Genomic DNA, 25049 nt, shown 5'->3' with positions numbered 1-25049 from the left:
CCGGCCTCCCCACACTCCCTCAGCCGAGGGTGTGCAGGCACAGGAGCAGCGTCCTGGCCTCGATGTTGAGGTAGTGGCCGTGTCGAACGAACCCCATGAGCTGCGCGGCGGTCACCCAGCAGAAGTCCTGTGGGACGTCCGTCGACAGCTCGGGCGGCGCCTCGACGATTCGGTAGCGGGTCTGGGCGTGGTGGAAGCGCCCTCCCTCCTCCGACAGGAGCGTGTCGAAGAGCACGCGCCCCCGCGCCCGCGCCGCGTGGGCGTAGGGCTCGGTCCGTCCGAGCGCCTCGGCGGACGGTGAGTCCTGCACCGTGGGCCCCATCTCGACACCGTCCCGGGTGCCGGGTTCGGCCCTCGCCCGGACCAGGACGTGGAGGACCCCGTCGATGTCCTTCGTCAGGAACGCCGCGAACCCGGGCCCGGCGGGGGCGAGCAGGGGCTGGACCCAGGATCCGACCTCGCGGATCCGCGCCCGGACCGAGACCATGATGATGTGGAAGCCCGCGTCGTCCCCCACGGGCCTTATCTCGCCGTCCGTGCGCTCCCAGCCGGCCAGCCCTCTCAGGGGGACCAGCCGCGACTCCGCCTCGTTGACCGCCTTGGCCTCCGTGAACCAGCTCAGGACCTCGGTCGTGGAATGCAGCGACGCGTCCCCGTAGGAGCGGTACAGGGCCCTGGTGAGGGGGTCGGCTCCCTCGTGCGCGCCGGGGCGCTCCACGGGAAGGGCGGACAGGACCGTCCGGGTGTCCATGTTGACGACGTTGTCGCGGCGCAGCATGCGGTGGATCTGCGCGAGCGTGAACCACCTGTGGTCCTCGCGCTCGGAGACTTCGGTGTCCGCGGGCACCTCGACCACGATGTTGCGGTTGTGCTTGCGCCAGAACCACTCCCCCTGTTCGGACTGGAGCACGTCGGACAGGACCCTCCCCGGACGCGGCGTCCGGAAGTACTCCACGTAGGGCGTGCTCCGGCCGCCGTGGACCGCCGTGTAGTTGCTCCTGGTGGCCTGGACGGTCGGGGAGAGCTGGCGGAGGTTGACGTTGCCGGGCTCGAACTTCGCCTGCATGAGGAAGTGCGGGACACCGGCGATCTCCTTCACCAGGATCCCGAGGATTCCGATCTCGGGCTGGTGGATGACGGGCTGGCGGACCGTGCGGCCGGAGCCGGAGGCTTCCAGCCCGCGCACGCTGAAGAACCCGCCGCTGCGGTGGGCGAGGTCGCCCGTGTCCTCTCTGAAGTACCACTGGTCGGTGGCGTCGAACCCGGTCCTCTCAACGGAGAGCAGTGCGTGTCTGGGGCGGGTGCTCCACCACTCCTCCTGTTCGGCGTCGGAGGACGACGCGGACGCGTCCTCCGACGCCGACAGGGCGATCCTGCGTCCCAGCGGGATCTCCATCACAGCCCCGCCAGGACCGTGCGGAGCGCGTCGATAATCCGTCCTTGCTCGGTTTCCGGGAGCGAGGGGTACATGGGCAGGGAGAAGATCTGGTGTGCCAGCTCCTCGGTCACGGGCAAGGACCCGGACCTGTGACCGAGGTGCCGGAAACCGGTCATGGTGTGAACCGGCCACGGATAGCTGATGTTGAGCTCCACATCGTGGGCCCTCATCGCCTCGATGATCCGATCGCGTTCCGGGTGGCGGACCACGTAGAGGTAGTACGCGTGCTCGTTCCCGGGCGCGACCGCGGGGAGGACCAGGCCGGTGTCGGCCAAAGCGTCCTGGTAGCGCCGGGCGATGGCCCGCCGACCGGAGATGTAGGCGTCGATCCTGGTCAGCTTGCGCCGGAGGATCTCCGCCTGCACCTCATCGAGCCGAGCGTTCTGGCCATGTGGGGTGACCACGTAGTAACGCTCGGGGTCCATGCCGTAGTAGCGGAGGCGGCGCAGGTCCTCGTCGATCCGGGGATCGTCGGTGATCGCGGCGCCGCCGTGGCCGTAGGCGCCGAGGATCTTGGTGGGGTAGAACGAGAAGGCGGCCGCGCGCCCCATCGTTCCCGCGATCCTGCCCTTGTGGGTCGCTCCGTGGGCTTGGGCGCAGTCCTCCAGAACCACGAGACCGTGCCGGTCCGCGATCTCCTGGAGCGGGTCCATGTCGACGCACTGCCCGTAGAGGTGCACCGGAAGGACGCAACGGGTCGCGTCCGTGACGGCGGCCTCCACCTGGTCCACACGCATGAGATAGGTGGCCGGGTCGATATCGACGAAAACGGGTGTGGCACCGACGGCCGTGATCGCCAGAACTGTGGGAGCCGCGGTGTTGGAGACCGTGATGACCTCGTCCCCCTCGCCGATCCCGAGGGCCCTCAGAGCGAGCACGATGGCGTTGGTACCGTTGTCGACGCCGATACAGTGAGAAAGGCCGTGGTAACCGGCGAACTCCTTTTCGAATCCAGCGAGCGAGGGCCCCCAGATCAGGCTTCCGGACTTGAAGACGGTATCGACCGCATCGAGGATGTCTTCCCGTTCCCGGGCGTACTCCTCAAGGTAACCCCAAACATGTGTGGCCATACGCACCCTCAGCCCCAAGCCTTCTCATCCTTCAAGGAAGGCACAATTGACGTTGCTGTAGAAAACATCTACGATAGATACCATAAGCTGCCAGGATTCGCGAGCAAACGACCCAGGCGCTAAGCCAGTTCGACCGTCTTCTGCGCAGCCCTGTCAAGAGCCTCCGAAGCCCATTGCGGAAGGCTCATGCCGGAGTTCTCGGCGGCCTCCTGCCACTGCTTCTTTCGCTCCGGATTGATCGCCACCTGCACATACGTGGTCTCTGGGATCGTGCTCTCCTCTTTGATCCGCATCTTGATCCGGCGACGCAGTTCATTGCGGGACCAGCGGCCCGCCTCGGCTCGGGCCAGCCATTGCTCCTGTTCACTCTCCGGAAGACTGCATACTTCCGCGTGGTGTTGGAAACTGAGCTTCTCACGCCGGCGACCGGGAACGAATTTCCGGGCGACCCACGCGTAGTTGCGCAGCGTCTGGTAGTCCAGCGAGGTCTTCTCGATTGCGCTCTTGTACCTGTTGGGATAGTTTCTCTGTCCGTAGATCAGCCAATCACCGAGCCACCATCCGGAGGCGTCGGATATGACGAATATGTGGTTCCCCCACTTCTCCCACTCAGCGATGATCAGCCCCTCCGGGAGCTGAAGGCTCGTCCGCTTGGTGGAACTCTTCTCGACAGGCACCCGACCAGATTCCCCTCCGCTTCCATGGGACGTTGTTCGCCGCGCCACTGGCTTCTCACTCAAGGCTTGACCCTCACCTTCCCCACGACCCCTACACATTCATCCCATCGGTTTAATAAACTTGCGTCCCCAGAAATCAACAATCCCACTCCCCCCTTTAACAGGTGAACCTGGAAACTTTTATTTCATGTGGCCGACGGGGCCGCACGGAGGAAGAGTACGAGATGCCCTCCGACCAGACAAGACTATTAGTCGATATAACTAAAAGCGCTTGTTAATTCACTCTCAGCTACGGGGGGGTTCATCGTCTTCATCCACCAGGCGCCCTTCATTTCGAATTAACCTGCCTCCACCGAGGACACGGCTCTCACCTGGCGCAATCACCAGCAGAGAAGAACGGGTTTCCCATGCGCATCTTGTTCGCAACGATTTCGGAGAGAACGCACTTCATCGGGGCGGTGCCCCTGGCCTGGGCGTTCCGGTCCGCAGGCCATGAGGTGCTGGTCGCCAGCCAGCCCGAGCTGGGCCCCGTGGTGCGGGCCACGGGGCTGCCGTTCGCGCAGGTCGGAAAGGACCACCTGCTCGCGCAGATCATCGCCCTGGGCAACCGCACGCCGGGCGGCGGGGAATTCGGGTTCGACATGGCGGAGGTGGCGCGGGAACCCGGCCCCGGGCTGGAGGCACTGCATTCGGCTTACCGGGATTCCTACATTCCCTGGTGGTGGCGGCTGGTCAACGACCCCATGACCAATGACCTGGTCGACCTCTGCCGCGCGTGGCGCCCCGACCTCGTCGTCTGGGAGCCCATCACCTACTCCGGCGCGATCGCCGCCGAGGCCTGCGGCGCCCGGCACGTACGCCACCTGTGGAGCCTGGACCTGTTCGCCGCCCTACGCCACCTGTTCCTGGAGAGGCTGGACGAGCGGTCGGAGGAGGGGTGGGACGACCCCCTCCGCTCCTGGCTGGAGCACCGGGCCGCGCGCCAGGGTGTCGACTTCTCCGAGGCCCTGGTGACGGGACACGCCAGCATCGACTACCTGCCCCCCTCACTCGACGTGCCCCTGTCCACCCGGACCAGCCGCCTGCGCACGCGCTACGTTCCCTACAACGGCCGCGCGGTCGTCCCCAACTGGCTGCGCACACCGCCCGACCGCCCCCGCATCGGGCTCAGCCTCGGCACGACGGCCACGCAGCGCATGGGCGGCTACACGGTGGACGTGGGCGCGGTCCTCGAAGGGCTGGCGGACCTGGACGCGGAGGTCGTCGCCACGCTTCCGGCCACCGAGCGCGAACGCCTGGGCACCGTCCCCCCCAACACCCGCCTCGTCGACTACGTCCCCCTGCACGCACTCGCCCCCACCTGCGCCGCCATGATCACCCACGGAGGCACCGGAACCGTCCTCAGCGGCCTCGCCCACGGCGTCCCACAGGTCACCATTCCCCACCAGATGTACGACGAGGTCCTGGTCGCGTCGGCTCTGGAGGAGTCCGGCGGAGGGCTCACCCTGAGCCCCGAGAGCGCCACCCCCGAGTCCGTGCGCGACGCGGTCGGGAGCCTCCTGACGGAAGCGCGCTACGCGGAGGCGGGGGCGCGTCTGCGGAACGAGATCGCGCGGATGCCCTCTCCCGCCGACCTCGCACTGAAACTGGTCGACGCCTGAGGGCGGTGCCCCGCCGCCAGGATCAGACGACCCGGACCTCGGGGACGTAATGGATCCAGCGCCCCCCGGCCGCACGGAACCCGGTCTCCTTGGCCATGATCTCGTCCGCGTGGTTCCAGGCCAGCAGGAGCGCGTAGTCGGGGTAGCGCCCGGTGAAGCGGTCGTGCCCGACCACGGGCACGTGCGATCCCGGCGTGAGCCTGCCCTGCTTGGCGGGCGTGGTGTCGCAGACGTACTCCAGCAGGTCCGGGCCGATCCCGCAGTAGTTGAGGACGGTCGCGCTCTTGGCCGTGGCCCCGTAACCGACGACCCGCCTGCCCTGGTCCCTCAGCGAGCGCAGCACGCCCGCCAGGCGATCGCCGTTGGAGCGCACCCGGTCGGCGAACACGCGCAGCGCGGCCGGGGAGGTCAACCCGCGGCGGGCCTCCTCCTGGAGGAGCTCCGCCACCCGGGGCGTGGGCGCCCGGCGCCCCTCCCTCGCGAGGGTGTACCGGAGTTCGCCTCCGTGCGTCGGCAGCCGTTCCACGTCCACGAGCGCGAACCCGGACCTTCGGGCCATGGCCGCCACGGAAGTAGCGGTGAAGAGGAAGAAGTGCTCGTCGTAGAACTGGTCGAAGGAGGCCTTCTCACTCACGTCCCCGAAGTAGGGGTCCTCGAAGACGAAGACGCCCTCCGGTTCCAGCAACTCGCCGAGGCCGGCCAGGACCGAGTCGACGTAGGGGATGTGGCAGAAGGTGTTGGCGGCGTAGACCACATCGGCGGGACCGTCCTCGTCCAGGATCTCCAGGGCGGTGGTCTTCTCGAAGAAGGACTCACGGACCCTGACCCCCTTGTTCCGGGCGACCTCGGCCACGGAGCCGGAGGGCTCCACGCCCAGGTGCCGGACCCCCGCCCGGGCCACGGACTCCAGCATGACCCCGTCGTTGCAGCCCAGTTCGACGACGAAGGGGTCCTCCCCCGCCGCGTACTCGTTGACGAGCCGGTCCGCCGTGGCCTGGAAGTGGGACCGCATCACGGTCGAGCCCGACGAGTAGTAGGGGTACCCCTCGTGGAACATCCGCTCGCGGGGGACCGCCTCCATGAGCTGGACCATGTCGCAGCCGGAACAGTGCCCGACGGCGAGTCCGTAGAAGAACTCCTCGCTGTCGTCCGAGGGGTCGCGAAAGGCGTCGGACAGCGGCTGCTCCCCGAAATCGACGAACCTCCTGACGGTTCCCTCGCAGATGCGGCACGTACTCGTCTCAGCCAACCTGTGCTCCCCAGTGTTGGGGTCCCAACCGGACGGGTGGGACCGGATGCGTCGTCAACGGGAGGCGCCCTCCGGCCGGTCGAGCCACCGCGGGTTCTCCCTCGCCCAGCGGACGGTCCGGGCGAGCCCGTCACGGAGGCCGACCGAACTCTTCCAGCCCAGCAGCGACCGGATCCTGCCCGTGTCGGGCACGTGCCTGTCCAGACCCTGGTGCGAGGCCCCCGACCGGCGTCCCGCGTCCACCGAGCAGACCCCGTCGACCGTTCCCGTGAGTTCGACGACCAGTTCGACCGTCGCGCGGATCGAGACCTCCTCGGTGTCGCCCACGTTGAAGCACTCACCGACCGCCTGCGGGCTCGAACCGACGAGGACTGTGGCCTCGACCGCGTCCTCGACGAAGGCGAAACTCCTCCTCTGGTCGCCTAGGCCATAGACCACCGGCGGTTCTCCGCGCAGCGCCCGATGGATACTCCTGCTGATCAGGAACGCCGGCCTCTGCCGTGGACCGTACAAATTGAAATAGCGGACGACGGAGGCACGCAGGCCCCTCTCCCGCACATATCCCAGGACCAGGTGCTCGGCGAGCGCCTTGCTCGACGAATAGACCCACTGATCGGCCGCCGTGGAGCCCAGGACACGGTCGGCGTCCTCGTCCCACGGCGCTTTCGGGTTCTTCCCGAACACCTCGCTCGTGCTGGCGTAGACGACCCCGGCCCCCACGTCCAGAGACCGTTCGACGACGTTTCGGGTCCCGACGAAGTTGACGTCGATGACGTCCAGAGGCGAGGCGAGGTACTTGTCGACGCCCACAAGGGCAGCGAGGTGGTAGACCACGTCCACGTCCGGGGTGATGGCGCGTTCGAGGTCGGCGCGGGAGGTCACGTCGCCCCGCACGTACTCCGCCTTCTCCCACAGGGGCGAGGGAAACTCCGGGGCTCCCCGGGGACCCAGCACGACGACCCTGTCCCCGCGGGCGACGAGCGCGTCGACGAGGTGGCTGCCGATGAAGCCCGTCCCCCCTGTCACCACGACACGTGCCACGCCTACCGCCCGGTCCCGGGAACGGCGGCCCCGGGTCCCCACGGACGGGCGGTGTCCCGCGCGCGAGGGCCGCCGCGCCCACGGCCAGTCGACGGAGAATTCATACACGCCCCCCATTCACATATTGACCTGAGAACTGGAACAGGTGGCAGGATACACGCATGGAGAATTCTCCGGCACCGCCCCCCGAGGGACAATGTGTGGATGATATCGGACCCCAGGAAAGCCCTACGATCGCGTTTATAAGATGACGATAAAAACCAGCCCGACCACCAAGGGAGATGCCGACCAGTGAGGGTACTCATCGCGTCAGTGGCGGAACGGAGCCATTTCCTGAACCTCGTGCCGCTGGGATGGGCCCTGCGCGCCGCGGGCCACGATGTGCTGGTGGCCAGCCAGCCCGCGCTCGGGCCGGTCGTGCGCGCCACCGGCATGCCCTACGCGAGCGTGGGCCGCGACCACCAGCTCAGGAGGGTGATGCGTTCCAGGCACCGCGCGGCTCCCGGCGAACTCGGCAGGTTCACCATGACGGAGGACCGCGACGAGATCATCACCTGGGACTACCTCCTGGACGGGCTGGAGAAGACCGTCACGTGGTGGTGGCGGATGGTCAACGAGCCCATGGCCGACGACCTGGTCGACCTCTGCCGGACCTGGCGCCCCGACCTCGTCGTCTGGGAGCCCACCACCTTCTCCGGGGCCATCGCCGCCGAGGCCTGCGGCGCCCGGCACGTGCGTTACCTGTGGGGCGTCGACGACTTCGGCCGCACGAGGGAGCGGTTCCTGTCCCTGTGGGCCGAGCAGCCGGAGGAGACGCGGACTGACCCCCTGACCTCCTGGCTCACCCGAATCGCCGGGCGCAACGGGGTCGGCTACTCGGAGACCCTGGTGACCGGGCACGCCACCGTCGAACAGATCCCCTCCGACCTGCGCCTGCCCACTCCCGAGCGCATCCGCTACCTGCCGGTGCGCTACGTCCCCTACAACGGCCGCGCCGCCCTCCCCGACTGGCTGCGCACACCACCCGACCGCCCCCGCATCGGACTCAGCCTCGGCACCAGCGTGAACGACTGGTACGGAGGCCGTGAGATCGAGCTCTCCGACGTCCTGGAGGGGTTGGCGGACCTGGACGCGGAGGTCGTCGCCACCCTCCCCGACGCCGAACGCGAACGCCTGGGCACCGTCCCGCCGAACACCCGGCTGGTGGACTACACCCCCGTCCACGCGCTCGCTCCCACCTGCGCGGCGATGATCACCCAGGGGGGACCGGGCACCACGCTGACGGCCCTGTCCCACGGGATCCCCCAACTCTTCACACCCAGTACGACCATGTTCGACCAGGTCCGGACCGCCCGGCTCGTGGAGGGGACGGGGGCGGGCCGACTCCTGCCCCCCGACCAGGTCACCGCCCAGAGCGTGGCGCGCGAGGTCCGCTTCCTCCTGGAGGACACCCGCCACGCCGCCGCCGCGGGCGAGATGCGCGACCGGATCGCCGCCATGCCCGCCCCCGCCGACCTCGTCCGCACCCTCACCGCACTCGACTGAGCTGGCGGGCCGGCCGTCAGGACAGGTCCGGCAGCCGCCACGCCCCCGCGCGAGCCGCCGCCTCCGCCGCGAGCACGTCCCGCACCGCACGGACCTCCGCGGCCAGGGGCCGGTCCCTGTCCAGCGGTGGGGAGAGTTCGGCGACGCGCGACCAGATCCCGCTCTCCTCCCGCCGCCCCAGAATCGCGGCGAGCTGGGCGAGTCCCACGCCCAGCGATCCGACCACGAGCCACGCCAGCTCGACCGCCTGGGCAACGGAATTGGCCCCGTTCAGGGCGACCGGAACGTGGTCCTGGTTCCCGTTGTTGCAGGGGAGAGCGGTGAGACTCGAAGGCGTGACGAGCTGCCGGATCCGTGAGACGAAAGAGGTCGCGCTGATCTGGACCCCGGCCAGCCCGCTGCCGGCTCCGGGGATGGGAGTCAGCATGGGGGGCAGGCCGCCGTTGGTCTCCGACGCGCACAGCAGGGAGAGCTGGCGGTCGGCGAGGAAGGCCACCTGCTGAAGGCACAGTCCCAACTGGTCGGAGGCCAGACCCACCGGCATCGCGTGGAAGTTGCCCCCGTGCAGGATCTCGCCGGCGACGCTGACGGGGTTGTCGGTGGTGCCGCCCGCCTCGCGGAGGAGGATGAGTTCGGCCGCCGAGAGCTGGTCCGCCACCGCGCCGAGGACCTGCGGGGCGCACCGCAGGCTGTAGGGCTCCTGGAGGGGGCGGGAGGGATCGCGCACCGCGCCGGGGGTCAGGCCCTCCCGGATCCAGCCCGCGACCACTGCCTGGCCGACCTGTCCGCGCGCCTTGGCGATCCCCTCGCTGTAGGCCTGGGGGTTCGCGCCCAGGAGTTCGGCCATCCGGGAGGTGAGCAGGGCGACCGCCCGGACCGCGTCCGCGATCCGCTTGAGGTTGTGCAGGGTGAGCGCGAGGCCCACCCCGCTGCCGTTGACGAACGCCAGGGCCTCCCGTGCCGTCCACCTCACGGGCTCGGCGCCGAGCAGGGCCAGGGCCTCCGTCGAGGCGACCCGGCGGAAACCGCTTCCCCCCTCTCGGACCCAGGCCTCGCCCCGGCCCGCGAGGGAGAGCGCGGCGCTCGCCAAGGGCTGGAGGTCGCCGCTGGCGCTCACCGTCCCCTCGCAGGGGATCACCGGGGTGAACCCCCGGTTCCACAAGTCGACCAGCCCCTTCCAGAAGTCGACGTCGACCGCTGAGTGGCCGCGGCGCATGCTGATGATGCGCAGGGCCACGACGAGTCGGCTGACCTCGGCGGACAGGGGTTCTCCCTGCGCGCTGCCCAGATGGGAGATGAGGCCTTCGCCCTGGGCCCCGGCGGACTCCGCCGCGGGGAAGGCCACGAGTGGGCCGAAGCCCCGTGTCACCCCGTAGACCTCCTCGCCCCCGGCGAGGTGCTTGGCCATCGTCGTGGCGCTCTCCCGCATCCGCGCCAGGTCGTCCTCGGTCCACCCGATCCGGGTCTCCGGATCCGTGAGCCGGAGAACCTCGTCGAGTCCGCTCGGGTTCGAACTCATGCATCGGCTCCTTCGGAACTGACGTGCGCCGACTGCACACGCCTCAACTTGCCTGTCTCCGAGCGGTCGATCCGCTCCACCACCCGCACGGCTCGCGGCCGACACTCGACGGCGCGCACCGCCCCGGCCAGGGTCCGCTCGCTCGGCGGCCCCTCCGCACCGGGGACGATCAGAAGTTCGAAGTGTTCACCGGTCATGGGATCGGTGACGGGCACGCATGCCAGATCCGCGCACGAGACGATCCCGCGGAGGCGGTCCTCCATGGATTCCAGGTCCAAGCGGCGGCCGTTGACGTTGACCAGACGGGTCCTGCGTCCGGAGAAACCGAAGGACCGGTCCCCGAGGCGCACCACATGGTCGTCCATCCGGTGCTCCCGCGCGGCGGTCCCCCCTTCCGGAGCGGCCAGCCGGGGGCTGCGGACGACGAGCCGGGACTCCTCGCCCGGGGCACCGGCACCCTCGCCGAACTCGACGTCCGGGAAGAGGGTCCAGGGCCGGTTCACGGGGTGCCACACCCGGTGGGCCACACCGCCCGTCTCGGTGGAACCGAAGACCTCCGTCAGCGTCGCCCTCCCGCCGAGCCGTCCCATGAGCTCGTCCGCGCTCCGCGGAAGCACCGACGTGCTGTGCAGGAAGGCGAGGCGTTCCGCCCCGTCGAGCCAGGCGCCGCGGCTGCCCAGGATGGGGAAGGTCCAGGGGATGGACACCACGGCCCATCTGCGCGGGCCCGCGGGCGGAAGCGGGGCGAACCGCGGGACGTACCAGACGGGCACCCCCAGCAGAGCGGGCATGAGGACGCTGGCGAGCATCCCGTAGACGTGCTTGGGGGGAGCGAAGGCCACGACCGCCTCGGGTCCGGACTCCGCGACCAAGTCCGCGAGCATCCCGGCCTCGGACAGGAGCTGGTCCCGACCGCGGGACCAGGTGCGGGGGCCGCCGGTGCTCCCCGACGTGGAGAACTCCGTCCGTTCCGGCACCAGTTCCCGGAGGAGGTCCGCCGGAGAACCGGTCAGCGCCGCCCAGTCCACCGTCCAGGGGCGGTCCATGACCTCGGGGGAGGAGGGCAGCAGAGCGAAGAGCTCGGCGGGGGAAAGTCGGTCAGGCACCGTGTCCTCTTCCTGTGTTCTCCGGCGCCCGCGCGGCGCCGTGCTCCTGCGCGGGACCGGTTCTCCCTGTCCCGCTGGCGGGACAGGGAGAACCGGTCCCGCGGGGACGCCTCACGGGGCCGCCCCGGCCGCGCGCTTCCTGAGCGGGTCCCACCACCAGCGGTTCTCCGCGTACCAGGCGATGGTGCTCTTCAGGCCCTCACCGAAGGGGACCGCGGGCGCGTAGCCGAGTTCGCGCACGGCTTTGGAGTCGTCGACCGAGTACCTGCGGTCGTGGCCCTTGCGGTCCTCGACGAAGCGGATCATGGAGCCGTCGTGGCCGAGGTGGCCGAGGATCGCCTCGGTCACCTCGATGTTCGTGCGCTCGACCGTCCCGCCGATGTTGTAGACCTCTCCGGCCGCACCGTGCTCGGCCGCCAGCGCCAGGGCGTCGCAGTGGTCGTCCACGTGCACCCATTCCCGCACGTTGCCGCCGTCGCCGTAGAGCGGGACCGGCAGTCCGTCCAGGAGGTTGGTCACGAACAGGGGGATCATCTTCTCGGGGAACTGGAACGGACCGTAGTTGTTGGCACAGCGTGTGACGCACACCCGCATGCCGTAGGTCCGGTGGAAGGAGCGGGCCAGCAGGTCCGCCCCGCTCTTGGAGGCCGAGTAGGGAGAGTTCGGCTCCAGCGGATCGGTCTCGGTCCACGCCCCCGAGTCGAGGGTTCCGTAGACCTCGTCGGTCGACACGAGGACGAACCGCTCCACCCCCGCGGCCATCGCCCGTTCGAGAAGTGTGTGGGTCCCGAGGACGTTGGTCCGGACGAAGCCCCCCGAGTCGGTGATCGACCGGTCCACGTGGGTCTCGGCCGCACAGTGGACGACCGTGGACACCCCGTCCATCAGGCCGCCCACGAGTTGCTCGTCGCACACGTCGCCCTGAACGAAGCACAGCCGGGAGTCGTCCTCGACCGAGGCGAGGCTGCCCAGGGTTCCCGCGTAGGTCAGCTTGTCGAGGACCACGACCTCGGCCCCCTCGAAGAAGGGATAGACGTCCGAGAGCACGCGTCTGACGAAATTGGAACCGATGAATCCGGCTCCTCCGGTGACCAGTATTCTCATACGGCCGCACCCTGCCATACGAGGTCGTCCAGCGCGGCTTTTCCTCCGGAAGCCCACTCACGGGCCACGGACATGACGTACTCCCCGTAGGGGGAGGCTCCCATCGCCTCTCCCAGGCGGTGGCACTCCTCGCTTCCGATGTGTCCCATACGCAATGCGACCTCTTCGAGACAGGCCACCCGGGAACCGGTTTCCCGCAGCACCGAGGACACGTAGTCGGCTCCTTCCAACAAGGATTCCTCCGTACCGAGGTCAAGCCACTTTATTTCGCTCCCCATGGTCATCACCTCGGCCTCTCCGAGTTCCATGTAGGCCCGGTTGACATCCGTCACCTCCAACTCTCCGCGAGCAGAGGGGACGATCCGCTCGGCGATTTCCAGCACTCGTTCGTCATAGAAATAGAGGCCGGCGACGGCGTAGTCGGAGACGGGTTCGGCCGGCTTCTCGACCAGTGACTCCAGGCGGCCGTCGCCGTCGAAGCCCGCGACCGCGTAGCGCTGGGGCTCAGTGACCTCGCAGCCGAAGAGGGTGCAGCCCGCCGAAGCAGAGACTGCCGCCGCCAGCAGGGGAAACATGCTTGCCCCATGGAAGATGTTGTCTCCGAGGACCAGCGCGCTACGCTCTCCCTCGATGTGGGAGCGCCCGATGAGAAAGGCCTCCGCGATCCCCCTCGGCTCCGCCTGGGCCGCGTAGGAGAACTCGACCCCCAACTGGTTCCCGTCACCCAGCGCCCGCCGGATCAAGGGAAGGGCATCGGGCGTGGAGATGATGAGTATCTCCCTGATCCCCGCCTGCATGAGAACGGAGACCGGGTAGTAGAACATCGGCTTGTCGTACACCGGAAAGAGATGCTTCGACACGCCACGGGTGGACGGGAGGAGGCGGCTACCCGTACCGCCGGCCAGAACAATACCTTTCAAGGGGGACTCCCAACGAGGGTCGAACATCGATATTGCTGGGCAAGCACACCAGGGGCATACTATGAGCCTTTGGTGAAAGTACATATCGGACGCCTGATGCTAGGCTCAGTGAAATCTTCCGAAGGAACCACCACAGCAGATCCACCACCTGGGTTCATCGGGGGCGAAGAGGCCGCGATGCGACGAAAATGAACAGGCAGCGCATCCGGCTTGTCAAGGAACGGCGTCGCCTTGTGCTCCTCCGAGCACGGACCCGGCGACAATCCTGGAAGTGAGGGGACACGGTGCGAATCGTCGTCGCTACATACCCGGACAGAGCCCATTTCTTCAGCATGGTGCCGACGGCCTGGGCACTGCGGGCGGCCGGACACGAGGTGCGGATCAGCACCGGACCGTCCATGACCGAGGCAGCGGCCGACACCGGCCTGACCGTGATGCCTCTGGGGGAGGGAGCCGGCCGGGCCGCCGAGGAGGTCGAGGCGGGCCCGCCGGGGCCGGATCGTGCCACGTGGTGGAGCGCCGTCAACGAGCCCCTGGTGGCGGACATGGTCGCCTTCTTCCGTGAATGGGAACCCGACCTCGTCCTGTGGGAAGCCGCGACCCTGGCCGGTGCGATCGCCGCGGAGGCGGTCGGAGCCGCGCACGGCAGATTCCTGGCCGGTTCGGACCCCCTCGTCCACGGCCGCGCGTCCGCCGGGAGCGCCGCACCGGGCACGCCGCGGGCATGGCTGGAGGAGACGGCCCCGCGGTTCGGCGTCTCCCCCTCGGACTCCCTCCTGCTCGGCCGGTTCTCGGTCCACCAGCTTCCGGAGGACCTTCGCCCCCGGGAACGGGAGTCGGAGGGGCGCCGGTTGTCCGTGCGGCCCGTGCCCTACCGGGGCGCCGCCTCACTCCCCTCCTGGGCCCGCGGCGAGGCGGCGGGTACGAGGGTCCTGGTGGACTGGTCGTCCTTGGACAGGGGCCCCGAGGGAGCGAAGGTCCTCGCGGCGGTGACTGCGGGAACGGACACCGAGGTCGTCGTGCTGTTCCCCGCCGGCCGGGAGGAGGAGCTGCCGCCGCTCCCCGAGCACGTGCGGGTGGCCGACGCGTCGGCCACACACCTGCTCCTGGACTCGGCCTCCTTGCTGGTCCACGGCGGCGGCTTCGACGCCGTCTGCGCGGCGGCGGTCCACGCCCTGCCCCAGGTGGCGGTGCTCAATCCGGCCTTCCCCGACGCGGCTCCGCTCATGCGGCCCCTGGCGGAGCGGGGGTGCGCGGTCTCGCTCACCCCGGCCGAGGCGGTCGGCGGTGCTCTGCCGGACGCGGTGTCGCGCGTGCTCTCCGGTACCGACGCAACAGCCGTCACGGCCCTGGGCAAGGAAATGGCGGCGACGCCCGCACCCAGCGAGCTCGTGTCCGTGCTGGAGGAGCTCGCCGGGACGTCGCGCGCGTCCTGACCCGGTCTCAGTCGAGTGCGGTGAGGGTGCGGACGAGGTCGGCGGGGGCGGGCATGGCGGCGATCCGGTCGCGCATCTCGCCCGCGGCGGCGGCGTGGCGGGTGTCCTCCAGGAGGGGGCGGATCTCGCGCGCCACGCTCTGGGCGGTGACCTGGTCGGGGGGCAGGAGCCGGCCCGCCCCCGCCCTCTCCACGAGCCGGGCGATCAGGGCGGTGTCGAACATGTTCGTGCCCGGTGTGAGCAACTGGGGGACCCCGTGGGACAGGGCCGTCAGCGTGGAACCCGGTCCCCCGTGGGTGATCATCGCCGCGCAGGTGGGGGCCAGGGCGTGCAGCGGGGTGTAGTCGACCAGGCGGGCGTTGGGCGGGACGGTGCCCAGGCGTTCGCGCTCGGTGGCCGGAAGCGTGGCGACGACCTCCGCGTCCAGGTCCGCCAACCCCTCCAGGACCTCGGACAGGTCGATCTCGTGGCCTCCGTACCACTCCGTGGTGCTGCTGCCCAGGCACAGGCCGATGCGGGGGCGGTCGGGCGGTGTGCGCAGCCAGTCGGGGACGACCGCGCGACCGTTGTAGGGGACGTAGCGCACCGGCAGGTAGCGGATGTGCTCGGGAGTGGACACGCGCAGCGGGTGAGGGACCTGCTCGATCGTGGCGTGGCCGGTCATCAGGGTCTCGGAGAACTCCACCCCCTGCCGCGCCGCCATCCGGGTGAGCCAGGCGGCCAGGGGGTCCTCGCGCTCGTCCTCCGGTTGCTCGGCGCGTCGGGCCAGGAACCGCTCCCTCGTCCGCGCGAACAGGTCGGCTCCCCACAGGTAGCGGACATGGCGGACCCCGCAGGCCTCGGCGGCGATCGCCGCCGAGAAGGTGATGGGCTCCCAGATGACGAGATCGGGGCGCCACTCACGGCACAGCCGTGCCACGTCGTCGGCCATGGGCTCGTTGACCATCCGCCACCACCACGTCAGGGCCTTGTCGTAACCCTCGCGAAGGTAGTCCCAGGTCAGAATGTCATCGTCGTCCTCGGACATGTCGAAGCCGAAGTGCTCGGCCGGCCTGCCCTGGAGCAGACTGAGCTTGTGGCGCAGCACCCTCCTGAGCTGGTGGTCGCGGCCCACGCTCGCGTAGGGCATGCCGGTGGCGCGCACGACCGGCCCGAGCGCGGGCTGGCTGGCCACCAGCACATCGTGGCCCGCGGCGCGCAGGGCCCATCCCAGCGGCACGAGGTTCAGGAAATGGCTGCGCTCGGCCTCCGTGGCGACGAGGACCCTCATCCGGCAGCCCTCTCCCCCGCGGTCTCCTCGACGAACCCCGCGCCCTCGTGGTCCCAGCCATCGCGGAACACCGCGAAGACGCTCACGTCCCGCAGTCGGCCCTCGTCGAGCACGTACTCGGTGAGCAGTCCCTCTCTGACGACGTTCGAGGAGACGGTGCAGAGCGCGGGCAGGGACCTCTCGACGGTCCAGAAGTTGATCTTGCGCACGCTCCACATGGCGAACGCGTAGTTGATCGCGAGCGCGTAGGCGTGGGCGAGTACAGCGTCGCCGGTCCTCGACGGGTCGGCCGCGACGGAGCAGTCGACGTGGCGTGAGTTGAGGCCCAGGGAGTGGAGGGAGGCGTATCCGACCACCCCGCCCCCTTCTCCGAGCCTGATGAGGAACTGGGCCGCCACCCGCTCGTACTCCTTGGGCCACAGGGACGTGAACACGTCCCTGCTCGGAAGTCCGGTCAGTCCCCGTTCGGCGAGTTCGTCGAGGACCGCGTCCCCGAAACGCACCCGCGTCGGAACCAGTTCGACCAGGGGGGTCGACACGTGGGGAAAGATAATCCTGGACAAGAGCTCTCCATGGTCCGTTGATCAGGGGTGGGGAACGGCACCGCACGCCCTTTCCGAGAAGCAGTCGCCCGCACATCGCGACATCCGTCATCGGAGCGCTTTCGCTGGTCGCAGCCGCACGTATGAGTGACCGCGCCGCAGAGCATGACCGACCCGCCGACCACGCTGTCCCTCCCATGCGGGGACAGAACATCGGAGAGAGCCATCACAGAACTCCTTTCCGAGGCCCTGGGGACCGACCCGGCACGGACGCGAACCGCCGAGGAGTGCGTGAGGTAGCCACCCCGTTGACGAGGTGGCCACCCGTGCCCCGGACGGAGGACGTCCGCCGTCGGGCGCACTGAGGACTACCCGCAGTCGCAGGTGGCGCTCAGGCCACTGCAGAGCATGACCGACTCGTCGACCACGCTGTCCATCCCCTGCAGGGACAGAACGTCAGAGAGAACCATCGCATAACTCCTTTCCGAACATAGGAACCGATACCGGCAGAAAGGAACCTAGAACAGGCCCGTGGAAGAACACAAGAACCGCTGAGGAAAGCAAGAGGTGGCCGCTCCGTTCACGGAACGGCCACCCGCGCCCCGGACGGAGGACGTCCGCCGTCGGGCGCACTGAGGACTACCCGCAGTCGCAGGTGACGCTGGAACCACTGCAGAGCATGACCGACTCGTCGACCACGCTGTCCATCCCCTGCAGGGACAGAACATCAGAGAGAACCATCACAGAACTCCTTCCGGAGATAGAAATCCGACACGGGCGCGACGAAATCTAGAACAACTCCGTAGAAGAGCACAAGAACCGCTGAGGAAAGCAAGAGGTGGCCGCTCCGTTCACGGAACGGCCACCCGCGCCCCGGACGGAGGACGTCCGCCGTCGGGCGCACTGAGGACTACCCGCAGTCGCAGGTGACGCTGGCGCCACTGCAGAGCATGACCGACTCGTCGACCACGCTGTCCATCCCCTGCAGGGACAGAACATCAGAGAGAGCCATCGCAGAACTCCTTCCGGAGATAGAAATCCGACACGGGCGCGACGAAATCTAGAACGACTCCGTGTGTGGACACAAGGACCGGGATCATACGCTGCGACGACGCCACGACCTTACCTCGGCCCCTGTCCCGCCAGCGAGACAGGGATACTTCCGCAGGCAGCCCCCGGACAACTCCCGTGGATAAGGTTCGGCCCATGCTGACCCTCCACCTTGAGACGCCCCGTATCACCTTCAGAGCCATGAAGGAAGAAAGCGTCCCGGAACTCTACAACCTACTGATGAAACTGGGCCTGGAAAGCCTGCCGTCACTGGACGATTACACCGAGGGCTACAGGAAGGTGGTGGAGAGCGCGCTGGTCGAGATGATTGAGATAGAACTCAAAAAGACCGGAGAGATCGTCGGCTTCGGTTCGATCCGGGAACACGATCCAGCCGGACACGTGAAACTCGGTATCTTCACTGATTCCGAGAGGCTTCCCGTCGGAGTGGGTGCGGAGGCGATGATGATGCTGGTCAACTACTCGTTCGCCAAATGGGAGTACCTGCGGAAGGTCTACGCGATGACGACCGAGGCGAGCCTGAAGTCGTTCAACTCGGCACTGGCGACGTCGCCGCGCGAGGCCCTGCTCAGCGAGCAGATGTACTTCCAGGGCCGCGCCTGGGACCTGCACTACTACTCCGTCACCAGGGACAGTTGGACCGCGCACGGCAGGCCCATCCTCGACCGGATCGTCAGCGGAAAGCGCCCCGAGCGCCCCCAGACCTCCCCCACCGCGACACGAGGTGCCCAGTGATCGAACTCATCGAGATGTACACCCTCGCGGACCGGACCTTCTACGAGACACCGGCCCGCATCACCGATGACTCCCCCCGGTCGTTGTGCTCCCCGGCACGGTTCACCGTCACCGACAGGGAGCCGCCGCCCGGCTGGCGCACGCGTGTGGAGGGCCTGTGGAACGTGGTCTTCCCCGAGGACCCGAACCTCCCCGAGCAGGGCTGGAAGATCCACGTCTCCACCACCCTGGACGAGGCGGACCGGACCTGCGCGGACGTGTGGGACTACTGCGTCGCGAACGGCCTGCCGTTCAAGTACCTGCTGAACAAGAACATCGCGCTGATCGTGAACACCAAGTACGCGGCCAGGGGGTCCAGCGGGAAGCTGATCACCGTCTACCCGCGGGACGAGGCCGAGCTGCACAAAACCCTCCTCGGGCTCTCCGAGCGGGTCGGCGGCCGTCCCGGCCCCTACGTCCTGAGCGACCTCCGGTGGGAACAGGGACCGCTCTACGTCAGGTACGGGGCCTTTCGCCTGATGACCTGCCTCAACGCCGATGGAGAGAAGGTGCCGGCCCTGCGCCGACCCGACGGAGTCCTGGTCCCCGACCGCCGGGCGCCGGTCTTCACCCCTCCCTCCTGGGTCGCGCTCCCGGACTTCCTCGCCCCGCACCTGGAGGCCCGCTCGGGAGCGGGCGAGGGCGAGGAGAGGCAGCCGTACGCCGTGGAGGAGGCGCTGCACTTCTCCAACGCCGGGGGTATCTACCGCGCACGCAGTGAGAGGGACGGGTCCCAGGTCGTCCTGAAGGAAGGCCGGCCGAACGCGGGAGTCGACTTCGACTTCCACGACGCGGTCGCGCGCCTGCGGCAGGAGGAGGCCAACCTCCGTACCCTCGAAGGCGTGCAGGGGGGTCCCCCGGCTCATCGACAGCTTCGTACTCGGGGGGCACTTCTTCCTCGTCGAGGAGCTCGTCCCGGGACGACCGCTCAACGCGTGGTGCGCCCTGCACCACCCCGGGGTGCGGACCGACGCCTCTCCGGAGGAGCTCGCGGCGTTCACGGAGCGCGTCCTGGTGGTCTTCGAGAAGCTAGAGCGCGTCCTCGCCGAGATCCACGGGCGCGGCCTGGTCTTCGCCGACCTGCACACGAACAACGTCATGGTGGACGACGACGACAACGTCACCCTCATCGACTTCGAGGTGGCCTTCGACCGCACCCGGGAGGGCCACCGAGCCCCGATCAACGCCCCCGGGTTCGCCAGGCGCGGCCTCACGGGAGAGGCGGTGGACCGCTACGGGCTGGCGGCCACCAAGCTGAACACCCTTCTCCCCTTCGCCCGGATCTCTGCGCTCGACCAGGGAAAGATCCCCGAGCTGGTGCGGGTGATGCGCGAGTACTTTCCGGTCCCCTCGGACTGGGCCAACGCCGTCGAACGCGACCTGCTCGCGGGTGAGAGCGTCACGTCCGGGCAGAGCGCCCGGCTGGACTCCGGGGAGATCGGCCTCGGCATCCTCGCCTCGGCCACTCCCGACCGGACGGACCGCCTGTTCCCCGGCGACGTCCAGCAGTTCGTGAGCGGTGGGTACGGCATGGCGCACGGGGCCGCGGGCGTTCTGTGGGCACTCGACACCGCGGGACTGGAGCGTCGGCCGGAGTACGAGGAGTGGCTGCTGGAGGCCGTGCGGGACCTGAAGTCACCGCGGATCGGCTTCTATGACGGTGTCTCCGGGGCTGCCTACGCCCTCGACCACCTCGGCCACGCCCAGGCTGCGACCGACCTGCTGGAACGGCACTCCGACGAACCGGTGGGAGGTATCTCGCTCTACTCCGGCGTGGCGGGCGTGTGCGCCAATCTGGCGCACTTCTCGGAACGGCTGTCCGACCGAAGCCTGCTCGACCGGGCCCTGGGGTTGGCGCGGCGACTGGAATCGGAGGTCCGGTCCGTGGCCGTCTCCGGGGACCACGGTCCGGCGGGAAGCCGGGCGGGACTGATGCGCGGTTGGAGCGGAGTCGCCCTGGCCCTGGTCCGGCTCCATCGGGCCACGGGGGACACGGCTCTGCTCGACACGGCCGTACGGGCCCTGCACCTGGACCTGGACCAGTGCGAAACCAGTCCCGACGGGACCCTCCTGGTGCGTTCCTCCGGGAGCAGGGGCCTGCCCAACATCGACGGGGGCGCGATGGGGGTGGCGCTCGCCGCCGACGAGCTCCTGAGGTACCGGCACGACGATCGGTGCGCCGAGAATCTGCCGCTCCTCTTGGAGTCCTGCCGCGCCCTGTTCCACGTGCAGGCGGACCTCTTCTACGGCAAGGCGGGGCAGATCGCCACGCTGGCCCGGGTCGGGGGACGGTCCGAACTACTGGAGAAGCGGGTCCGCGAGCTGGAGTGGTACGCGCTCCCCTTCCAGGGCCATACCGCCTTCCACGGCGGCAGGATGCCGCGCCTCAGCATGGAGCTGGCTTCGGGGAGCGCCGGCGTCCTGCTGGCCTTGTCCTCCGCTCGCGGGGGCGGGACGCCGTTCCTCCCGTTCTTCAGCGAGGACTGACACCCCGGCTACGCGGGCAGGGAGTCATGTTCGGCCCCGGAGCCCGGCTCCTGGTCGAGCACCCTGCCCGTGCGTTCGAGGAAGACGTCGTCCAGTGAGGGGGAGCTGACCTGGACCGAGGTGATGGGGACGGTGATCCGGGAGAAGAGGTCCGGCAGGAAACTGCGGCCCTCCTCCACGGAGAAGCGCACCGTTCGCCCCTCGACGGACGCGTCGATGCCGAACTCAGTCCGCACGCTCTCCGCCAAAGAGGCGGCGTCCTCGGCCGTCACCTCCACGCGGTCGCGGCCGATGCCGGCCTTGAGCTCCGCCGGGCTGCCGATCGCCACGATCCTGCCCTGGTCGACGATGGCGATCCGGTCGCAGTGCTCGGCCTCCTCGAGGTAGTGGGTGGTCATGAACACCGTGACCCCCTCCTCCTTGTTGAGCCGGTGGACGCGCTGCCAGATCTGCTCCCGCGAGCGCGGGTCCAGACCGGCGGTGGGCTCGTCGAGGAAGAGCAGGCGGGGGCTGTGCAGGATGCCCCGCGCGATCTCCAGGCGGCGGCGCATCCCCCCGGAGAACGTTCCGGCCATGCGGAGCCGCTCGTCCCACAGTCCTACGTCGTGCAGCGCCGCGGTGACGCGCTCGTCCACCTGGTCGCGCGGCACACCGTAGATCTCGGCGTGGAACCTGAGGTTGTGCCAGGCGGTCAGATAGCGGTCGAGGGTCTCCTCCTGGAAGACCAGGCCGATGTTCCTGCGCACCTGGGGTCGCTCCCAGAGAATGTCGTACCCGGCGATCGCGCCGACCCCGGCCGTGGAGGTGACGATGGTCGCAAGCATCCCGATGAGCGTCGACTTGCCCGCGCCATTGGGACCGAGCAGGCCGAAGAGCTCCCCCTGTTCCACGTCGAGATCGATCCCGCGTACCGCGTGGACCTTCCCGTATCTCTTCTCCAGATCGCGGACCATGATCATGGGATCGCCCGCGCCTCTTTCCTCTGCAGCACCGTTCACCCGTCCTCCAAAATGAAATGCGTTCCGGCTGAATTCCAACGGCTGCGACGATATACGGGACGGTGTCGAACGCCCTGGACGCCGCCGTGTCCCGGGCGTGATTTCGCGAGGGGGGACCGGGACCGGGAATCACCGCTCATGAGACCCGCAGGCGATCCCGCTGATAGCGCTCAGGAACATACGCGACTGGGAACGCGAGCACAAGCACGAAATGCACGGCGGGGAAAGCGGGTCGGGTCCGGTACGGTGTCGTCCTGATCGAACGGCGGCCGACAAAATCGAGCGGCCGAAGCCCGCCGCCGCCGGCACGAAGTCACGGCTGGCGCATCCCTCTCTCCAGAGGAAGGCCAATGAACGCACAAACCAAGCCCCTCAGGACCTCGCCCTTCGGATTCGCCCATGATCTCCGGACCGTCGGAGTGGTGGTCAAGAGGGACCTTCTTCGCTTCGTCCACGACATCAGCCGTGCCGTCTCGATGTTCCTGCAGGCGCTCCTGTGGCTGTTCGTCATCGGGGTCGGCTTCGGTTCCCTCATTCCGCGTGGGAGCGACGACCTCCCCTTGAGCACGGTGATCTTCCCCGGCGTCCTGGTCATGACCACCATCAGCGTCGCGCTGGTCTCGGCGGCCAAGATCGTGACCGAGCGCGAGACGGGCTTCCTGCGGGGGATGCTCGTGGCCCCGGCACGCCGTTCGGCCCTCATCCTCGGCAAGGTACTGGCCGGAGCGATCCAGGCCACCATCCAGGCGTGCATCGTCCTGGCGATGGCCGGGCTGGTCGGAATCCCCTACGCACCCGGGCTCATGTTCAGCCTCTTCGGACTCATCTTCCTCGTGGCCCTGACGGCCTCCTCCATCGGCGTCCTCCTCGCCATCTCCGTCAAGGAGAACGAGGCCTTCATGGGCCTGACCCAACTCGTGATCTCCCCGCTGGTGCTGCTCTCCGGGGCCATGTTCCCCATCGGCAACCTGCCGACCTGGCTCGCCTCGATCGCACTCGCCAACCCGATCACCTACACCGTCGACCCGATACGGCAGACGATCTTCAGATACCTGGACGCCGCCCCGGAGACCGAGGCGCTCTACAACAGCGGGATTGAGTGGTTCGGTTGGCGGGTCCACTGGGGGGCCGAGGTGGGCCTGGTCGCGGGGGCCTGCGCGCTCATCATCGCCCTCACGGTGGCACGGTTCAACAAGACCGACTGAGTGAGAGGTGAGGAGAGCATGCCCGAGAACCGACGGAGCACGCGAGAGTCCCTCCCGGGCCCGGTGCAGACCGACACGATGAGTGTCCGCGCCCTGGCCGTCGACGGGGCCTTCGAGTTCACGCCGAGAGTGTTCCCGGACGAGCGCGGGATCTTCGCGTCCCAGTTCCAGGAGAGCGTGTTCACCCAGGTGGTGGGCGGGCCGCTGTTCCCCGTGGCGCAGATCAGCCACAGCAGGTCCAGGCGCGGCGTCGTGCGTGGGATCCACTTCACCGCGACCCCTCCTGGAGCGGCCAAGTACGTCTGCTGCCCCCGCGGGCGGGCCCTGGACATCGTGGTGGACACCAGGGTCGGTTCACCGACCTTCGGCCGCTGGGACGCGGTCCTCCTGGACCCGGAGGACCTGCGCGCGGTCTACTTCCCCGTGGGGGTGGGCCATGCGTTCGTCGCGCTGGAGGACGACACGGTGATGTCCTACCTGCTCTCCGCGTCGTACGTGGCGGAGAACGAGCTGGCGGTCTCCTGCCTGGACCCGCAACTGGCGCTGCCGATCCCGGAGGAGCAGGCACCGGTCATGTCCGCCCGGGACTGGGCGGCGCCGACACTGGCGGAGGCCCAGGGGCAGGGTGTGCTCCCGTCCTACGACAGGTGCCGGGAGATCCAGCAGGCGCTGTGGCAGTAGCTGCGACGGGCCGTGACCGGGCCTCCCGGACGGCGGCTGGCATTCGTTTTGCGCAACCGTCCGTGGTGTCTGTAGGCTGTTCCCAGCCGGGAGGATTCGCCTAGTCAGGTCTATGGCGCCGCACTGCTAATGCGGTTAGGGAGCAATCCCTTCCGGGGTTCAAATCCCCGATCCTCCGCGCTCTGACCTGGGGCTCCTCTCACTCACGAGTGAGAGGAGCCCCAGGTTTTTTCATGCCCAGGGGATGGTTGGCACGGGGTCCGTTCCGGTCACACGCGCCCGCCGCCCCGACCGCCCACAGCCCGCCCACAGCCCGTCCCCGGCCGCCGAACCGCGAGGACGGCGGAGGCGGACCCGCCCCTGGCGGTGACCCGGGTTCCCACCGCGCCTGTCGGCGGGACGCGGAGCGCCCCGTTCCGTGGTCGTGCGGCTGACGCCTCGGGCGGTGTCAGGTCGAACGCCCGGCGATGGGGTGGTAGGCGCGTTCCCTGCCTTCGAGGGTGTCCGTGACCGCGGCTCCGAGGCTGTTGAGGATGTGGGAGCGCACCAGTCCGGCCGCGGCGGCACCGTCACCGGTGATGACGAGCTCCAGGATCTCGTGGTGCTGGTTCAGGTCGATGGTGCGCGGCTCGGCGCCCGCGGGCAGCTCCAGGCCGATCCGCCGGTACCGGTCGGCCTTGTCCCACAGGTCGTCCAGGAGCCTGATCATCACGTTGTTGTGGGAGGCGGCGTAGATCGCCCGGTGGAAGGCCCGGTGCGCCGCGATGGCCTCCTCGCCCCAGGTGCGGGTGACCGGCAGGAGCGCGTCGGCCGCCGCCCTCATCGTGGCGATCTCCCGTTCCGTCCGGCGCAGCGCGGCGAGCTCGGTGGCGGAGGGCTCCAGCGAGAAACGGGCCTCCAGCAGTTCGCGCGCCTCGGAGGCGCTCATGGGTGCCACGCGGACGTCCCGGTGGGTGTCCATCGTGACCCAGTCCTCGCTGGCCAGCCGCCTGATCGCCTCGCGCAGGGGCGTGATGCTCATGCCCATCTCCTCCGCCAGCTCGTACTGCGGCAGGCGTGATCCTGGGGCGAGCTCACCGGAGGTGATGCGGCGGCGCAGCTCGGTGTAGGCCAGCCCGCCCTTGCTGGAGAAGACGTTCGCGCTGGTCATCGTGACCTCTCTCACCCGGTTCTCGCTCACGGTCTTGTGACCCCCGTCTCAGCCAGTATAGGCTCCGCATAACTTATAAGGGTCTTATAAGACCAAGCTCAGCAG

Annotated in this window: 23 protein-coding genes, 1 tRNA gene and 1 pseudogene; 9 read left to right on the top strand and 16 right to left on the bottom strand. The window is 68.8% G+C overall.

The features are described 5' to 3' along the window. Nucleotides 1–19: 19 nt before the first annotated feature. From FYW99_RS06455 to FYW99_RS06445, 3 genes are all read right to left on the bottom strand, one after another. Complete coding sequence (locus FYW99_RS06455) at nucleotides 20–1396, bottom strand: NDP-hexose 2,3-dehydratase family protein (protein WP_150251036.1); 1377 nt, start codon at nucleotides 1394–1396, stop codon at nucleotides 20–22. Further along, a complete protein-coding gene (locus FYW99_RS06450; RefSeq protein ID WP_150251035.1) occupies nucleotides 1396–2508 on the bottom strand; it encodes a DegT/DnrJ/EryC1/StrS family aminotransferase in 1113 nt (370 codons plus the stop codon). Before FYW99_RS06450 ends, FYW99_RS06455 begins: the two co-directional genes overlap by 1 nt. Before the next feature lie 119 nt (nucleotides 2509–2627). Beyond that, nucleotides 2628–3185: an LmbU family transcriptional regulator gene (locus FYW99_RS06445; RefSeq protein ID WP_223838803.1), complete on the bottom strand. Its 558-nt coding sequence runs from the start codon at nucleotides 3183–3185 to the stop codon at nucleotides 2628–2630. Between the two features lie 407 nt (nucleotides 3186–3592). Between FYW99_RS06445 and FYW99_RS06440 the strand changes: the two genes are divergently transcribed. Then, on the top strand, nucleotides 3593–4846 hold the full coding sequence (locus FYW99_RS06440; protein WP_150251034.1) for an activator-dependent family glycosyltransferase: 1254 nt from the start codon (nucleotides 3593–3595) through the stop codon (nucleotides 4844–4846). Nucleotides 4847–4868: 22 nt separating this feature from the next. On the opposite strand, the gene FYW99_RS06435 is transcribed toward FYW99_RS06440, so the two are convergent. Together FYW99_RS06435 and FYW99_RS06430 are read right to left on the bottom strand one after the other, a co-directional pair. Continuing rightward, a complete protein-coding gene (locus FYW99_RS06435; protein WP_150251033.1) occupies nucleotides 4869–6095 on the bottom strand; it encodes a class I SAM-dependent methyltransferase in 1227 nt (408 codons plus the stop codon). A 54-nt stretch (nucleotides 6096–6149) separates the two neighbouring features. After that, nucleotides 6150–7136 carry an NAD-dependent epimerase/dehydratase family protein gene (locus FYW99_RS06430; RefSeq protein ID WP_223838801.1) on the bottom strand — a complete coding sequence of 329 codons (987 nt, stop codon included), beginning with the start codon at nucleotides 7134–7136 and terminating at the stop codon, nucleotides 6150–6152. 291 nt (nucleotides 7137–7427) lie between these two features. Here FYW99_RS06430 and FYW99_RS06425 point away from each other — a divergent pair, with 291 nt between their 5' ends. Then, a complete protein-coding gene (locus tag FYW99_RS06425; RefSeq protein WP_150251031.1) occupies nucleotides 7428–8681 on the top strand; it encodes an activator-dependent family glycosyltransferase in 1254 nt (417 codons plus the stop codon). 16 nt (nucleotides 8682–8697) lie between these two features. Here FYW99_RS06425 and FYW99_RS06420 read toward each other — a convergent pair whose 3' ends face one another. The 4 genes from FYW99_RS06420 to FYW99_RS06405 form a co-directional block, all read right to left on the bottom strand. Then, nucleotides 8698–10200 (bottom strand): aromatic amino acid ammonia-lyase, encoded by a 1503-nt coding sequence (locus tag FYW99_RS06420; RefSeq protein ID WP_150251030.1) that lies wholly within the window; start codon nucleotides 10198–10200, stop codon nucleotides 8698–8700. Continuing rightward, complete coding sequence (locus FYW99_RS06415) at nucleotides 10197–11306, bottom strand: class I adenylate-forming enzyme family protein (RefSeq protein ID WP_190394570.1); 1110 nt, start codon at nucleotides 11304–11306, stop codon at nucleotides 10197–10199. The genes FYW99_RS06420 and FYW99_RS06415 overlap by 4 nt, the downstream gene beginning before the upstream one ends. A gap of 111 nt (nucleotides 11307–11417) precedes the next feature. Beyond that, entirely contained in the window at nucleotides 11418–12410 is a 993-nt protein-coding gene (gene rfbB, locus FYW99_RS06410; RefSeq protein ID WP_150251029.1) for a dTDP-glucose 4,6-dehydratase, read from the bottom strand. Then, nucleotides 12407–13330 (bottom strand): sugar nucleotidyltransferase, encoded by a 924-nt coding sequence (locus FYW99_RS06405; RefSeq protein ID WP_150251028.1) that lies wholly within the window; start codon nucleotides 13328–13330, stop codon nucleotides 12407–12409. The genes rfbB and FYW99_RS06405 overlap by 4 nt, the downstream gene beginning before the upstream one ends. Nucleotides 13331–13662: 332 nt before the next feature. Between FYW99_RS06405 and FYW99_RS06400 the strand changes: the two genes are divergently transcribed. Then, a complete protein-coding gene (locus FYW99_RS06400; protein WP_223838799.1) occupies nucleotides 13663–14766 on the top strand; it encodes a nucleotide disphospho-sugar-binding domain-containing protein in 1104 nt (367 codons plus the stop codon). Between the two features lie 7 nt (nucleotides 14767–14773). Here FYW99_RS06400 and FYW99_RS06395 read toward each other — a convergent pair whose 3' ends face one another. The 5 genes from FYW99_RS06395 to FYW99_RS06375 form a co-directional block, all read right to left on the bottom strand. Further along, nucleotides 14774–16036: an activator-dependent family glycosyltransferase gene (locus FYW99_RS06395; protein WP_150251026.1), complete on the bottom strand. Its 1263-nt coding sequence runs from the start codon at nucleotides 16034–16036 to the stop codon at nucleotides 14774–14776. Continuing rightward, on the bottom strand, nucleotides 16033–16575 hold the full coding sequence (locus FYW99_RS06390) for an N-acetyltransferase (RefSeq protein ID WP_223838797.1): 543 nt from the start codon (nucleotides 16573–16575) through the stop codon (nucleotides 16033–16035). The genes FYW99_RS06395 and FYW99_RS06390 overlap by 4 nt, the downstream gene beginning before the upstream one ends. A 371-nt stretch (nucleotides 16576–16946) precedes the next feature. Then, the gene (locus FYW99_RS06385; RefSeq protein ID WP_150251024.1) at nucleotides 16947–17048 is read right to left on the bottom strand and encodes a SapB/AmfS family lantipeptide; all 102 of its coding nucleotides are present in this window, start codon (nucleotides 17046–17048) and stop codon (nucleotides 16947–16949) included. A gap of 169 nt (nucleotides 17049–17217) precedes the next feature. Further along, nucleotides 17218–17319: a SapB/AmfS family lantipeptide gene (locus FYW99_RS06380; protein WP_150251023.1), complete on the bottom strand. Its 102-nt coding sequence runs from the start codon at nucleotides 17317–17319 to the stop codon at nucleotides 17218–17220. Nucleotides 17320–17488: 169 nt separating this feature from the next. Then, a complete protein-coding gene (locus FYW99_RS06375) occupies nucleotides 17489–17590 on the bottom strand; it encodes a SapB/AmfS family lantipeptide (RefSeq protein WP_150251022.1) in 102 nt (33 codons plus the stop codon). Nucleotides 17591–17784: 194 nt separating this feature from the next. On the opposite strand from FYW99_RS06375, the gene FYW99_RS06370 reads away from it, so the two are divergent. The 3 genes and pseudogenes from FYW99_RS06370 (at nucleotide 17785) to FYW99_RS32215 (ending at nucleotide 20910) form a co-directional block, all read left to right on the top strand. Further along, entirely contained in the window at nucleotides 17785–18384 is a 600-nt protein-coding gene (locus tag FYW99_RS06370; protein WP_150251021.1) for a GNAT family N-acetyltransferase, read from the top strand. A 14-nt stretch (nucleotides 18385–18398) separates the two neighbouring features. Then, nucleotides 18399–18992, top strand: a pseudogene (locus FYW99_RS33180) (class III lanthionine synthetase LanKC N-terminal domain-containing protein); the annotation flags it as partial. Nucleotides 18993–19383: 391 nt separating this feature from the next. Continuing rightward, the gene (locus tag FYW99_RS32215; protein WP_263364046.1) at nucleotides 19384–20910 is read left to right on the top strand and encodes a protein kinase/lanthionine synthetase C family protein; all 1527 of its coding nucleotides are present in this window, start codon (nucleotides 19384–19386) and stop codon (nucleotides 20908–20910) included. An 8-nt stretch (nucleotides 20911–20918) separates the two neighbouring features. On the opposite strand, the gene FYW99_RS06360 is transcribed toward FYW99_RS32215, so the two are convergent. Next, entirely contained in the window at nucleotides 20919–21908 is a 990-nt protein-coding gene (locus FYW99_RS06360; protein ID WP_223838795.1) for an ATP-binding cassette domain-containing protein, read from the bottom strand. Between the two features lie 350 nt (nucleotides 21909–22258). Between FYW99_RS06360 and FYW99_RS06355 the strand changes: the two genes are divergently transcribed. The 3 genes from FYW99_RS06355 (at nucleotide 22259) to FYW99_RS06345 (ending at nucleotide 23972) form a co-directional block, all read left to right on the top strand. After that, nucleotides 22259–23113 (top strand): ABC transporter permease, encoded by an 855-nt coding sequence (locus FYW99_RS06355; protein WP_150251020.1) that lies wholly within the window; start codon nucleotides 22259–22261, stop codon nucleotides 23111–23113. Nucleotides 23114–23131: 18 nt separating this feature from the next. Beyond that, nucleotides 23132–23794, top strand: coding sequence for a dTDP-4-dehydrorhamnose 3,5-epimerase family protein (locus FYW99_RS06350; RefSeq protein WP_317846980.1), 663 nt, complete (start codon nucleotides 23132–23134; stop codon nucleotides 23792–23794). 89 nt (nucleotides 23795–23883) lie between these two features. Continuing rightward, nucleotides 23884–23972 (top strand) — tRNA-Ser (locus tag FYW99_RS06345). Between the two features lie 270 nt (nucleotides 23973–24242). Here the strand turns inward: FYW99_RS06345 and FYW99_RS06340 are convergent. Beyond that, entirely contained in the window at nucleotides 24243–24944 is a 702-nt protein-coding gene (locus FYW99_RS06340; RefSeq protein ID WP_150251019.1) for a GntR family transcriptional regulator, read from the bottom strand. Between the last annotated feature and the right edge of the window lie 105 nt (nucleotides 24945–25049).

The organism is Nocardiopsis deserti (genome assembly GCF_008638355.1).
Lineage (GTDB): Bacteria > Actinomycetota > Actinomycetes > Streptosporangiales > Streptosporangiaceae > Nocardiopsis > Nocardiopsis alborubida.
The sequence above is the reverse complement of the archived record's forward strand: the minus strand, read 5'-3'. Positions and strand labels throughout refer to the sequence as shown.